This is a genomic window from Acidimangrovimonas pyrenivorans (genome assembly GCF_042643245.1).
Classification (GTDB): Bacteria; Pseudomonadota; Alphaproteobacteria; order Rhodobacterales; family Rhodobacteraceae; genus Acidimangrovimonas; species Acidimangrovimonas pyrenivorans.
Window position 1 is genome coordinate 89,586 of the sequence record NZ_JBHRSK010000011.1, and the last position, 12,973, is coordinate 102,558.

The following is a 12,973-nucleotide window of genomic DNA, read 5'->3' on the forward strand; positions in this document are numbered from 1 at the left end:
CCCGATGGGCATGGATGACAAACAGGGGCGGCAGGCGACTGCCGCTCCCGCAGGTGCTCCCGCAGCGATCGAGCTGCGGGGCATTTCGAAAGCGTTCGGGCCTGTCCAGGCCAACAAGGACATCTCGATCCGGGTCGCCAAGGGCTCGATCCACGGCATCGTGGGCGAGAACGGCGCCGGCAAGTCGACGCTGATGTCGATCCTCTACGGCTTCTACAAGGCCGATGCGGGCGAGATCATCGTCAACGGCCGCCCGACCCAGATCCCCGACAGCCAGGCGGCCATCAAGGCCGGCATCGGCATGGTCTTCCAGCATTTCAAGCTGGTCCAGAATTTCTCGGTCCTCGAAAACGTCATCCTCGGCGTCGAGGACGGCCCGCGGCTCGGTCCGTCGCTGTCAAAGGCGCGCAAGACGTTGACCCAGCTGGCCGACGAATACGAATTGCATGTCGACCCCGACGCGATGATCGAGAACCTCTCGGTCGGCCACCAGCAGCGGGTCGAGATCCTCAAGGCGCTCTACCGCCAGGCCGACATCCTGATCCTCGACGAGCCGACCGGGGTGCTGACCCCGGCCGAGGCCGACCAGCTGTTCCGCATCCTCGGCCGGCTGCGCGAAGAGGGCAAGACGATCATCCTGATCACCCACAAGCTGCGCGAGATCATGGAGATCACCGACACCGTCAGCGTCATGCGCCGCGGCGAGATGACGGCGACGGTCAAGACCGCCGAGACCAGCCCCGAGCAACTGGCCGAGCTGATGGTCGGCCGCAAGGTGCTGCTGCGGGTCGAGAAGACCCCGGCCAAGCCCGGCCTCACCGTGCTCGAGGTGCAGGACCTGCGCGTCACCGACGACAAGGGGGTCGAGCGGCTCAAGGGCGTGTCCTTCGACGTCCGCGCGGGCGAGATCGTCGGCATCGCCGGGGTCGCCGGCAACGGCCAGTCCGAGCTGCTCGACGTGCTCGGCGGCACCCTGGGCGGCGAGGGCATCATCCGCCTCAACGGCAAGGAAATCGACGTCACCGGCTTCCGCTCGGACGGCCAGACCCGCCGCGACCAGGGCATTTCCCACGTCCCGGAAGACCGCCAGCGGCTGGGTCTGATCATGGATTTCGCGGCCTGGGAGAACATGGCCTTCGGCTATCACCACGATCCGGCCTACCAGATGAACGGCCTGCTGATGGACAACCGCGCCATCCTCAGGGACGCCCAGTCGAAGATGGAACGCTTCGATGTCCGCCCGCCCAACGCCAAGCTGGCGGCCAAGAACTTCTCGGGCGGCAACCAGCAGAAGATCGTGCTGGCGCGCGAGATCGAGCGCAATCCCGACCTGCTGCTGGTCGGCCAGCCGACCCGCGGCGTCGATATCGGCGCCATCGAGTTCATCCACCAGCAGATCCTGCGGCTGCGCGACGCCGGCAAGGCGATCCTGCTGGTCTCGGTCGAGCTGGACGAGATCATGAGCCTGTCGGACCGCATCGCGGTGATGTTCGACGGCCAGATCATGGGCGAGCGCCTGCCCGAGGAAACCAACGAAAAGGAACTGGGGATGCTGATGGCCGGCATGGACAGCTCCTCTGAAGGGGAGGCCGCCTGATGGACCGCATGCCGCGTTGGGCCGACGCCCTGCTGGTGCCGCTGATCAGCATCGTCATCGCCTTCGTCATCTCGGGCCTCGTCATCATGGCGATCGGCCAGGACCCGGTGCAGGCCATGAAGATCATGGTCACCGGGGCGCTGGGGTCGAGCTATGGCTGGGGCTACACGCTCTACTACACCACCAACTTCATCTTCACCGGTCTCGGCTTCGCCGTCGCCTTCCATGCCAGCCTGTTCAATATCGGCGGCGAGGGCCAGGCGACGCTGGGCGGCCTCGGCGTGGCCCTGGTCTGCCTGATGGTGCCCTGGCCGCATTGGTCGATCGCCTTGCTGGCCGCCTCGGTCGGCGCGGCGCTGTTCGGCGCGGCCTGGGCGGCGATCCCCGCCTGGCTGCAGGCCAAGCGCGGCAGCCATGTCGTCATCACCACCATCATGTTCAACTTCATCGGCGCCTCGCTGCTCAACTACCTGCTGGTCAACGTGCTGCGCCCGGTCGGCTCGATGGACCCGGCCTCGGCCAACTTCCCCAAGGCGACGCAGCTGCCGCAGCTGAACGAGATCCTGGCGACTGTCGGCATTCCCTTCGCCAAGCACACCCCGGCCAACGTCACCTTCTTCGTCGCCATCGGCGCCTGCGTCGCGGTCTGGCTGCTGATCTGGCACACCCGCCTCGGCTACCAGATCCGGGCCTTCGGCAAGTCGGAACCGGCGGCGCGCTATGCCGGCATCAACCCGGTCAGGATCACCATGTACGCGATGCTGATCTCGGGCGCGCTCGGCGGCATGATGGCGATCAACAACGTCATGGGCGAGGCCGGGCGCCTGGTGCTGAATGCGCCCGAGGGCGCCGGCTTCATCGGCATCGCCGTCGCCCTGATGGGCCGAAACCACCCGTTCGGCGTCTTCCTCGCCGCACTGCTGTTCGGCTTTCTCTACCAGGGCGGGGCCGAGCTGGCGCTGTGGTCGAACGTCCCGCGCGAGCTGATCACCGTGATCCAGGCGCTGGTGATCCTGTTCACCGGGGCGCTGGACAACATGGTGCGGATGCCGATCGAGAGCCTGTTCCTGAAATTCGGCCGGGGGCGTGGCTGATGGACTACCAGACGATCATCGAGATCCTCGACAGCACCGTGCGGCTGGCGACACCGCTCTTGCTGGCCTGCCTGGCCGGCCTGTTCTCGGAACGCTCGGGCGTGTTCGACATCGGCCTCGAAGGCAAGATGCTGGTCGCGGCCTTCATGTCGGGCGCGGTCGCCGCCGTCACCGGCGACGCCTGGCTCGGCCTTGCCGCCGGGATCGCCGCGGCGCTGGTGTTGGCGCTGATCCACGGAGTGGCCTCGATCACCTTCCGCGGCGACCAGCTCATTTCCGGCGTGGCGATCAACTTCCTCGCCTCGGGCATCACCGTGCTGGTGGCGCAGAGCTGGTTCCACCAGGGCGGCCGCACCCCGGCGCTGATGGGCGGCGGCCGGTTCCAGAGCATCGCCCTGCCCGGCGCCGAGGCGATCGGGAAAATCCCCGTCATCGGGCCGATCTACCAGAACCTGCTGTCGGGCCATACCATCCTGGTCTACCTGGCGCTGGCCTGCGTGCCGCTGACCTACTGGGCGCTCTACAAGACCCGGTTCGGGCTGCGGCTGCGCGCGGTCGGCGAGAACCCGGCCGCCGTCGATACCGCCGGCGTCTCGGTGATCCGGATGCGCTTCACCGCGGTGCTGATCTGCGGCGTCCTCTGCGGCATCGCCGGCTCCTACCTGTCGACCTCGCTCTCGGCCGGCTTCGTCAAGGAGATGACCGCGGGGCGCGGCTATATCGCGCTGGCGGCGCTGATCTTCTCGAAATGGCGGCCGTGGTACGCGCTCGGGTCGACGATGCTGTTCGGCCTGCTCGAGGCGATCTCGAACCGCTACCAGAACATCGACCTGGGTGCCTTCGTCCTGCCGGTGCAGTTCATGCAGGCCCTGCCCTACATCCTGACGGTGATCATCCTCGCCGGCTTCGTCGGCAAGGCGATCCCGCCACGCGCCGGAGGCACGCCCTATGTCAAGGAACGCTGAGGACCTCGCCCGGACGATCCGCGCCCGCGCCGGAGAGGCGCCGGTGCGGCTGGGCCTGATCCTCGGCTCCGGCCTCGGCCACCTGGCCGGGGCGGTGGACGGCACCGCCATTCCCTATGACGATCTGCCCGGCTTTCCCCATGCCGGCGTCTCGGGCCACAATCCGCAGCTGGTGATCGGCGATCTGGAGGGCGTGCGGGTCGCCGTCTTCGGCGGCCGGTCGCATTACTACGAATCGGGTCGGGCCGACGCCATGCGGCTGCCGCTGGAGGCGCTGCGCGAACTCGGCGCCGAGAGCTTGCTCCTGACCAACGCGGCCGGCTCGCTGCGGCCCGACATCCCGCCCGGGGCGCTGATGCTGCTGTCGGATCATATCAATTTTTCGGGATTGAATCCGCTGATCGGCGAGCCGTCGGACGCCCGTTTCGTGCCGATGACCGACGCCCACGATCCCGAGATCCGCGCCGGCCTGCGCGCCGCGGCGGCGGCGGAAGGGCTCGAACTGGCCGAGGGCGTCTATGCCTGGTACTCGGGCCCGTCCTTCGAAACCCCCGCCGAAATCCGCGCAATTCGCACGCTGGGGGCCGATACCGTAGGGATGTCGACGGTTCCCGAGGTCATCCTGGCCCGCTTCCTCGGCCTGCGCGTCGCGGCGATTTCCACCATTACCAACATGGCCGCCGGGCTCAGCGACGAATCCATCAGCCACGAACATACCAAGCAGATGGCCCCGCTGGGGGCCGCGAAACTCGACCGCATCCTCCGACGATACCTGCGCAGCCTGACGTGAATGCCACATATTCACGGATGCAAAGATTTGACAGCTTTGAACATCCGAGTCATGTGGACCCCACCATCCAGCTCCGCGAGGGCGCCGCCATGCAGATCTACCTTCCCATTGCCGAGGTTTCCGTCAACGCCTTCCTGTTGTTCGGTATCGGCGGGATCGTCGGGCTCCTGTCCGGCATGTTCGGCGTCGGCGGTGGTTTCCTGATCACCCCGGCGCTCTTCTTCATCGGCATCCCGCCGCCGATTGCCGTGGCCACCGGCGCGACCCAGGTCGTCGCCTCCTCGGTCTCCTCGGTGCTGGTGCACTTGCGACGGCGCACCGTCGACTTCCGCATGGGCATCGTGATGCTGCTGGGCGGCTTCACCGGCTCGACCATCGGTATCTACGTCTTCGAGCTGATGAAGAAGCTGGGGCAGATCGACCTCTTCGTCCAGCTGTCCTACGTCATCTTCATGGGCCTGATCGGCACGCTGATGTTCCAGGAGAGCTTCCGCGCCATCCGCCGCGCCCGCAAGCAGGCCTCGGACGCGGCGCCCGCCCCGCCGAAGCGGCGCCATCACAGCTCGGTCCAGAAATGGCCGCTGAAGATGAAGTTCCGCACCTCGGGCCTCTATATCTCGATCATCCCGCCGCTGGGCATCGGCGTCCTGGTCGGCTTCCTGTCGGCGGCGATGGGCGTCGGCGGCGGCTTCATCATCGTCCCGGCGATGATCTACCTGCTGGGCATGAACACCAAGGTCGTGGTCGGCACCTCGCTGTTCCAGATCATCTTCGTCACCGCCTATTCGGTCATGGCCCACGCCATCACCAGCCAGTCGGTCGACCTGGCGCTGGCCGTGCTCTTGATCGTCGGCGGCGTGGTCGGGGCCCAGATCGGCACCAGCATCGGCCTCAAGCTCAAGGCCGAGCAGATGCGCATCCTGCTGGCGCTGCTGGTCCTCGCGGTCTGCGTCAAGATCGGCCTCGACATGCTGCTGACCCCGGCCGACGTGTTCTCGATCGCTCCGGTGGGCCGCTCATGATCCGCCGTTTCCTGATCCCCGCCGTCACCGTCGCGGCCCTCGCCGGCGCCCTTCTCGGCGCTGCCCCCGCCCGGGCGGAACAGCTCGTCTCGGGGCTGAGCAAGGACCGCGTCGCGATCACCGCCAATTTCAACGGCTCCGACATCCTCGTCTTCGGCGCGGTCAAGCGCGATCGGCCGATACCGCCCGGCCCGCCGCTCGACGTCATCATGACGCTGCAGGGCCCGTCGCAGCCGCTGATCGTGCGCAAGAAGGAACGCAAGTTCGGCATCTGGGTCAACTCCGAGGCCGTGACCATCTCCGGCGCGCCGAGCTTCTACGCCATCGCCACCTCGGCGCCGCTGGCCAAGTCGCTCTCGGCCACCGACGACCTGCGCTACCGGATCACCATCCCCAAGGCGATCCGCGCCGTCGGCACCGCCAGCGAGGCGCCGGACGCGCCCCGCTTCACCGACGCGCTGATCCGCCTGCGCGAGAAGAACGGGCTCTACAAGCTGAACGAGGGCAGCGTCGACTTCCAGGCCGCGACCCTGTTCAATACCTCGATCGCCCTGCCTTCGAACCTGACCGAGGGCGCCTACAAGCTGCGCATCTTCCTGACCCGTGGCGGCACGGTGCTCGACAGTTCCGACAGCGTGATCGAGGTTCGGCGCGAGGGGCTGGAGCGCTGGCTTTACCGGCTGTCGAAGGACCAGCCGCTGGCCTATGGCGTGCTGTCGCTGTTCATCGCCATCGCGGCGGGCTGGCTCGCCTCCACCGCCTTCCGCATCGCCAAGTCGCGGATGTAACCCGGACCGCGGCGGGACCGGCGCCTAGCTGCCCGCCCCGGTGCCCGTCTCGGGGCCCGCCTCGGCGCCCGTCTCGCCGCGGGTCTTCAATTCGCCGGCATCGAGCTTGAGCCGCGTCTCGAACGCCTTCGAGATATGCGTCCGCAGGGTCTCGCCCGCCGCCTCGGGATCATGGGCGGCGATGGCGGCGACGATCGCGTCATGCTCGGCCAGCGCGTCCTCGTCGCGGCCCTCGGCGGCAAAGGAGGTCGTGGCCAGCAGCGCCATGGTCCGGTGCACCAGGTCGATCTGCTGGACCAGGAAACGATTGTGCGACGCCAGGTGGATCTGCTTGTGGAAGCGCCGGTTGGCGCGGCTCAGCGCCTCGGGATCGCCCAGCAGCTTGCGGTCCTGCCGGGCCATGTCCTGCAGCACCCTGATTTCCTCGTCCGTCGCGTGGCGCGCCGCCAGCCGGGCCGCCAGCGCCTCGAGCTCGGTGCGGACGACGTAAAGCTCGGCCAGCTGGTTGTGGTCGAGCGAGGCGACGATCAGGCTGCGGCCGTCGCGCGACAGCATCGACTGGGTCTCGAGCCGCTGCAACGCCTCGCGGATCGGCGTGCGCGAGACGCCGAAACGCTCGGCCAGCTCCGATTCCACCAACCTGTCGCCAGGCCGGTAGACACCCGTATCGATCGCCTCGAGGATCAGCGAATAGGCATCCTTCTGCGCCGGCTTGATTTCCTGCATGTCCCGCTCCGTTCAACTGGCGCACCGTAGCCCCGGCTTCGCCCGACAATCAAGCCTCCCCACCCTTGCGGCCGGCCCTGCGCGCCCCTACCTTCCCGCCATGGTCGCCACACACTTCTCCCATGTCCGCGCCTGGGTCTTCGACCTGGACAACACGCTCTACCCGCCGCAGGCGCGTCTGTTCGACCAGATCGAGAAACGGATGACCGCCTGGGTGATGCAGGAACTGGACGTCGACCGGGCCGAGGCCGACCGGCTGCGGCGCGAGTACTGGGCGACCTACGGCACCACGCTGGCCGGGCTGATGCAGGTGCACGGCGTCGATCCCGGCCCCTATCTCGACGATGTCCACGACATCTCGCTCGACCATCTCGAGCCCGATGCCGCGCTCGCCGCCCATATCCGCGCCCTGCCGGGCCAGCGCATCGTCTATACCAACGGCTGCGCCCCCTATGCCGAGCGGGTGCTGGCCGCCCGAGGCCTCGCCGGCCTGTTCGACGCGGTCTACGGCGTCGAGCATGCCGACTACCGCCCCAAGCCCGAGCGCGCCGCCTTCGAGACCATCTTCGCCCGGGCCGGCATCGACGCCGCCCGCGCCGCGATGTTCGAGGACGATGCCCGCAACCTGGCCGCGCCGCACGCGATGGGGATGCGCACGGTCCATGTCGCCCCCGAGCCACAGCCGGCGCCGCATATCCACCATCACACCGCCGACCTGCGCGATTTTCTGTCGCAGTTAACAGGTTAACCGCACCGATACGCGGCACGATGCCGCACTGCGGCATCCTGCGCAGTTTGTTCTGGATCAAGGCACGCTAGGACGAGGGTTCCATTCGAACAGGAGTCCTGCCCATGTCGGCCACCGCCACCGCCATCCTCAAACGGTCTTTCTTCATGATCCCGGTCCTCGGCTGGATCGCCCGCGACATCGCCACCAAGGGCGAAGAGAATTTCTGGTACGCGCTGGTGGTCTTCCTGACCGCCGTGACGCTGGCGACGATGACCTACGGCCCGATGGCGCTGACCATGACCGCCCTGGTCGCGGTGCCGATCATGTTCGTCATCCTGATCCGCATCACCCTGGGCTGACCGGGCCGGGAAAGACCCCGCGCGCCTCCTTCTTCTTTGCGAAAGTACTCTCGGGGGGCGCGGGGGGCAGACAGCCCCCCGCCCTTTCCATCATCGTCCACGGTCCGGGCCAATGGCCATGGCCGACGCTTCGCCGCTTTCCCTCCCCCGTCGCCCGCACTAAGTTGCGGGCACGCAAGGGAGGACCCCATGGAGCGGATTTCCACCGATGTTCTGATTTCGGGCGGCGGCGTCGCCGGGCTCACGGCTGCCGCGGCCTTCGGCGCGGCCGGCTTCGACGTGATCTGCGTCGATCCCGCCCCGCCGATCACCTCGGATGCCGATGCCGGCGCCGACCTGCGCACCACCGCCTTCCTGCAGCCCTCGATCCCGGTGCTCGAGGCCGCCGGGCTGTGGCAGCGGCTCGAACCCCATGCCGCGCCGCTGCAGATCATGCGCATCGTCGATGCCGGCGGCGAGCTGCCCGAGCCCCGCATCGTCAAGGATTTCGACGCTTCCGACATCTCCGACGATCCCTTCGGCTGGAACCTGCCGAACTGGCTGCTGCGGCGCGAGATGGTGGCGCGGCTGGACGAGATGGAAAACGTCGCGTTCCGCCCCGGCACCGCGACCCGCGCGGTCCTGACCCGCGAGGCCGAGGCGCTGGTGACGCTGTCGGATGACAGCCAGGTCTCGGCTCGGCTGCTGGTCGCCGCGGACGGCCGCAACTCTCCGGTGCGCGAGGCGCTGGGGATCGATGTCCGGACGATCCGCTACGGCCAGAAGGCGCTGGCCTTCGCGGTCACCCACCCGATCCCGCACATGAACGTCTCGACCGAGATCCATCGCTCGGGCGGCCCCTTCACCCTGGTGCCGCTGCCCGACCGCGACGGGCTGCCCTGCTCCGCCATCGTCTGGATGGAGCGCGGGCCCGAGGTGCTGCACCTGGCCGCCCTGCCCGAGGCCGAGTTCGAGGCGGCGATGTCCGAGCGTTCCTGCCACCTGTTCGGGCCGCTGACCCTGGCCAGCCGGCGCACGGTCTGGCCGATCATCAGCCAGTATGCCCACAGCATGTGGGGCCAGCGCACGGCGCTGATTGCCGAGGCCGCCCATGTCGTGCCGCCGATCGGCGCCCAGGGGCTGAACATGAGCCTCGCCGACCTGCGCGTGCTGCTGGAACTGGCGCAGGCCGATCCGTCAAACATGGGTAGCGCCAAGATGCTGGAAACCTACCACCGCCGCCGCCATGCCGAGGTGCTGGCCCGGGTGACGGGGATCGACGCGCTCAACCGCGCCTCGATGCTGGGCGCGCGCGGGTTGCGCGACCTGCGCGCGACGGCGCTCAACGCGCTCTACTCGGTCGCCCCGGTGCGCAAGACGCTGATGCGCGCCGGGCTCGGCGTTCACTGAGCCGTCCTCGTTCCTCTTCGAGCGCGCGTCGGTCCGTGCCGAGGCGCGCCGAAGGCGGTGACGGGGGCCTCAGAGCACCTCGTCGACCACCGCTTTCAGCCGTCCCAGCGTGCCCTCGACGTCATAGAGCTTGTCGAGCCCGAACAGCCCGATCCGGAAGGTCCGGAAGCCCTCGGGCTCGTCGCATTGCAGCGGCACGCCGGCGGCGATCTGCATCCCCTTCTCGGCAAATTTCCGGCCGTTCTGGATCTCGGGATCGTCGGTATAGCTGACCACCACGCCCGGCGCACCGAAACCCTCGGCGGCGACCGAGCGCACGCCCTTGGCCGCCAGCATCGCCCGCACCCCGTCGCCCAGCGCCCATTGCGCCTCTTTCAGCCGCTTGAAGCCGTAATCGCGGGTCTCGGCCATGGTGTCGCGGAAGGCGGCCAGCGCGTCGGTCGGCATGGTGGCGTGATAGGCATGGCCGCCGCCCTCGTAGGTCTCCATGATCGACAGCCACTTTTTCAGGTCGAGCGCGAAGCTCGACGAGGTGGTGCCGTCGATCCGCGCCCGCGCCCGGTCGGACAGCATCACCAGCCCGGCCGAGGGCGAGGACGACCAGCCCTTCTGCGGCGCCGAGATCAGCACGTCGACGCCCACCGCCTGCATGTCGACCCAGACGCAGCCCGAGGCGATGCAGTCGAGCACGAACAGCCCGCCGACATCATGCGTCGCCTGGGCCAGCGCCTTGAGGTAATCGTCGGGCAGGATCAGCCCCGCCGCCGTCTCGACATGCGGCGCGAAGACGACGTCGGGCTTGGCATCGTGGATCTTGGCGACGACATCGGCGATCGGCGCCGGGGCGAAGGGCGCCTGCGGTTCGTTGCCCGCCGGCCGCGCCTTCATTACCGTGGTCTCGGCCGCGAAGCCGCCCATCTCGAGGATCTGGCTCCAGCGGTAGGAGAAGAAACCGTTGCGCACCACCAGCGCGTGGCGGCCGCTGGCGAATTGCCGCGCCACCGATTCCATGCCGTAGGTGCCGCCGCCCGGCACCAGCGCCACCGAGCCGGCGTTGTAGACCTTTTTCAGCATCGAGGAGATGTCGCGCATCACCTGCTGGAACTTCGCCGACATGTGGTTCAGCGACCGGTCGGTGAAGACGACCGAGAATTCCTGCAGACCGTCCGGATCGACATCGGGGCGCAGCGCGGGCATGGCTTCTCTCCTCAGCTAGCTTTGCCAAGGTGATAGCCCGCCCGCCGCCTCCGGGCCAGCCTTTCATTTTCCGTCCCGAAATATGCTCGGGGAGCCCGGAACCGGCGGGGCGGCGCCCCCTAGCCGATCGGCCCCGGCAGCCGCTCCTCGGACAGCAGCACGTTGGCATCCACCTGGCCCAGCCCCGGCAGGGTCATGATCCGCCGCCGCAGCACGCGCTCGAAATCGCTCAGGTCGCGCGCCACCACCCGCAGCCGGTAGTCGTAGGCGCCGAGAATGTATTGCACCGTCTGGACCTCGGGGATCGCCGTCACCGCGCGCTCGAAATCCTCCAGGCTCACCTTGCCCTTGGTCGCCAGCTTGACGCCCAGGAACACGGTCACCGAAAAGCCCAGTGCCTCGCGGTCGACGACGACCCGCCGGGCCCGGATCGCGCCGCCCTCGGTCAGCCGCTTCAGCCGGCGCCAGGCGGCGGGCTGCGACAGGCCCAGCCGGCGGCCCAGCTCGCCGGCGCTCAGCGTGGCGTCCCCGACCAGCGCCCGCAGCATCGCCCGATCGATATCGTCGAGCGCGATCATAGCGGCAGCGCCTCGCTGGCCTTGATCGAGGTGACATGCATCAGCGCCTCGATATCGGCGATATGCGGCAGGGCGAGGATGCGGTCGCGATAGACCTCCTGGTAATGGGCCATGTCGCGGGCGACGAGGTTGAGCCGCAGGTCGACCTGGCCGAGGAAGGTCTGGATCTCGATCACCTCGGGCACCAGCCGCGCGGCGGCGATGAACTCCTCGAAGGCGCGCGGCTGGGTCTTGTCGAGGGTAAGCCGCAGCGAGACCTCGACCTCGTAGCCCAGCGCACGCCAGTCCAGCACCGCCTGCTGGCCCTTGAGGATGCCGCGGTCGCGCAGCTTCTCCAGCCGCCGCCAGCAGGTCGCCGCGGTGACCCCGGCGCGGGCCGCCAGATCGGCCGTCGACAGCTCGGGCTCGGCCATCAGCTGGCGCAGGATACGCCGGTCGGTATCGTCAATGCGCATGATTATCTCGATATTCGCCAGTTTGGGAAATGATAATTTCCATAAACTTGGATTACAGTCAAATTATGCACGGGGATTACGGCGGAAACCCGTATGCTCGATGTCATCAAGACAGCCAGACCGAGAGAGGAACTCCGATGCGCGTCTATTACGATCGCGATTGCGACATCAACCTGATCAAGGACAAGAAGGTGGCGATCCTGGGCTACGGCTCGCAGGGCCACGCCCACGCCCTGAACCTGCGCGACTCGGGCGCCAAGAACGTGGCCGTGGCGCTGCGTGAAGGCTCGCCCTCGGCGGCCAAGGCCGAGGCCGAGGGGCTCAAGGTGATGGGCATCGCCGAGGCCGCCGCCTGGTGCGACCTGATCATGTTCACCATGCCCGACGAGCTGCAGGCCGAGACCTACAAGAAATACGTCCACGACAACCTGCGCGAAGGCTCGGCGATCGCCTTCGCCCACGGCCTCAACGTCCATTTCGGCCTGATCGAGCCGAAGCCGGGCATCGACGTCATCATGATGGCACCGAAGGGCCCGGGCCACACCGTGCGCGGCGAATACGTCAAGGGCGGCGGCGTGCCCTGCCTGGTGGCGGTGCATAACGACGCCAGCGGCAAGGCGATGGAAATCGGCCTGTCCTACTGCTCGGCCATCGGCGGCGGCCGCTCGGGCATCATCGAAACCAACTTCCGCCAGGAATGCGAAACCGACCTGTTCGGCGAGCAGGCGGTGCTCTGCGGCGGCCTGGTCGAGCTGATCCGGATGGGCTTCGAGACCCTGGTCGAGGCTGGCTACGAGCCGGAGATGGCCTATTTCGAGTGCCTGCACGAGGTGAAGCTGATCGTCGACCTGATCTACGAGGGCGGCATCGCCAACATGAACTACTCGATCTCGAACACCGCCGAATACGGCGAATATGTCTCGGGCCCGCGCATCCTGCCCTACGACGAGACCAAGGCCCGGATGAAGGAAGTCCTGCGCGACATCCAGACCGGCAAGTTCGTGCGCGACTTCATGCAGGAGAACGCGGTCGGCCAGCCCTTCTTCAAGGCCACCCGCCGCCTGAACGACGAACACCAGATCGAGCAGGTCGGCGAGAAGCTGCGCGCGATGATGCCGTGGATCTCGGCCGGCAAGCTGGTCGACAAGGCGAAGAACTGAGCTTCCCCCGTCAGAGGCCGGTACGCCGGCTCTGGCCGACTACGGGCGCCCCTCGGGGCGCCCTTTTTTCGTTGAGGGGCGGGGCAGTCGGGAACGACAGTTCGTCGCCTCGTTCGCATGCAT

The 12,973-nt window shown here is 67.8% G+C and carries 14 protein-coding genes; 10 read left to right on the top strand and 4 right to left on the bottom strand.

What is annotated here, in order from left to right; all coding sequences use genetic code 11:
- Nucleotides 1–4: 4 nt before the first annotated feature.
- From ACFOES_RS14465 to ACFOES_RS14490, 6 genes are all read left to right on the top strand, one after another.
- On the top strand, nt 5–1,597 hold the full coding sequence (locus ACFOES_RS14465) for an ABC transporter ATP-binding protein (protein ID WP_377834016.1): 1,593 nt from the start codon (nt 5–7) through the stop codon (nt 1,595–1,597).
- A complete protein-coding gene (locus ACFOES_RS14470; protein ID WP_377834017.1) occupies nt 1,597–2,691 on the top strand; it encodes an ABC transporter permease in 1,095 nt (364 codons plus the stop codon). Before ACFOES_RS14465 ends, ACFOES_RS14470 begins: the two co-directional genes overlap by 1 nt.
- A complete protein-coding gene (locus tag ACFOES_RS14475) occupies nt 2,691–3,656 on the top strand; it encodes an ABC transporter permease (RefSeq protein WP_377834018.1) in 966 nt (321 codons plus the stop codon). The genes ACFOES_RS14470 and ACFOES_RS14475 overlap by 1 nt, the downstream gene beginning before the upstream one ends.
- Nucleotides 3,640–4,446: a purine-nucleoside phosphorylase gene (locus ACFOES_RS14480; RefSeq protein WP_377834019.1), complete on the top strand. Its 807-nt coding sequence runs from the start codon at nt 3,640–3,642 to the stop codon at nt 4,444–4,446. The genes ACFOES_RS14475 and ACFOES_RS14480 overlap by 17 nt, the downstream gene beginning before the upstream one ends.
- Nucleotides 4,447–4,535: 89 nt before the next feature.
- Complete coding sequence (locus ACFOES_RS14485) at nt 4,536–5,468, top strand: sulfite exporter TauE/SafE family protein (RefSeq protein ID WP_377834072.1); 933 nt, start codon at nt 4,536–4,538, stop codon at nt 5,466–5,468.
- Entirely contained in the window at nt 5,465–6,256 is a 792-nt protein-coding gene (locus tag ACFOES_RS14490) for a TIGR02186 family protein (RefSeq protein WP_377834020.1), read from the top strand. Before ACFOES_RS14485 ends, ACFOES_RS14490 begins: the two co-directional genes overlap by 4 nt.
- A gap of 24 nt (nt 6,257–6,280) precedes the next feature.
- On the opposite strand, the gene ACFOES_RS14495 is transcribed toward ACFOES_RS14490, so the two are convergent.
- Nucleotides 6,281–6,982, bottom strand: coding sequence for a GntR family transcriptional regulator (locus ACFOES_RS14495; protein ID WP_377834021.1), 702 nt, complete (start codon nt 6,980–6,982; stop codon nt 6,281–6,283).
- Between the two features lie 100 nt (nt 6,983–7,082).
- Here ACFOES_RS14495 and ACFOES_RS14500 point away from each other — a divergent pair, with 100 nt between their 5' ends.
- From ACFOES_RS14500 to ACFOES_RS14510, 3 genes are all read left to right on the top strand, one after another.
- Nucleotides 7,083–7,730 carry a pyrimidine 5'-nucleotidase gene (locus tag ACFOES_RS14500; protein ID WP_377834022.1) on the top strand — a complete coding sequence of 216 codons (648 nt, stop codon included), beginning with the start codon at nt 7,083–7,085 and terminating at the stop codon, nt 7,728–7,730.
- Between the two features lie 104 nt (nt 7,731–7,834).
- The gene (locus ACFOES_RS14505) at nt 7,835–8,071 is read left to right on the top strand and encodes a hypothetical protein (RefSeq protein WP_377834023.1); all 237 of its coding nucleotides are present in this window, start codon (nt 7,835–7,837) and stop codon (nt 8,069–8,071) included.
- Nucleotides 8,072–8,260: 189 nt separating this feature from the next.
- Complete coding sequence (locus ACFOES_RS14510) at nt 8,261–9,460, top strand: UbiH/UbiF family hydroxylase (RefSeq protein WP_377834024.1); 1,200 nt, start codon at nt 8,261–8,263, stop codon at nt 9,458–9,460.
- Between the two features lie 69 nt (nt 9,461–9,529).
- On the opposite strand, the gene ACFOES_RS14515 is transcribed toward ACFOES_RS14510, so the two are convergent.
- The 3 genes from ACFOES_RS14515 to ACFOES_RS14525 all read right to left on the bottom strand — a co-directional run bounded on the left by ACFOES_RS14515 (nt 9,530) and on the right by ACFOES_RS14525 (nt 11,690).
- Nucleotides 9,530–10,657, bottom strand: a complete 1,128-nt coding sequence (locus tag ACFOES_RS14515; protein ID WP_377834025.1) for an aminotransferase class V-fold PLP-dependent enzyme — start codon at nt 10,655–10,657, stop codon at nt 9,530–9,532.
- A gap of 119 nt (nt 10,658–10,776) precedes the next feature.
- Entirely contained in the window at nt 10,777–11,235 is a 459-nt protein-coding gene (locus ACFOES_RS14520) for an Lrp/AsnC family transcriptional regulator (protein ID WP_377834026.1), read from the bottom strand.
- Nucleotides 11,232–11,690: an Lrp/AsnC family transcriptional regulator gene (locus tag ACFOES_RS14525; RefSeq protein WP_377834027.1), complete on the bottom strand. Its 459-nt coding sequence runs from the start codon at nt 11,688–11,690 to the stop codon at nt 11,232–11,234. Before ACFOES_RS14525 ends, ACFOES_RS14520 begins: the two co-directional genes overlap by 4 nt.
- Before the next feature lie 137 nt (nt 11,691–11,827).
- Between ACFOES_RS14525 and ilvC the strand changes: the two genes are divergently transcribed.
- Entirely contained in the window at nt 11,828–12,850 is a 1,023-nt protein-coding gene (gene ilvC / locus ACFOES_RS14530) for a ketol-acid reductoisomerase (protein WP_377834028.1), read from the top strand.
- Nucleotides 12,851–12,973 lie beyond the last annotated feature (123 nt).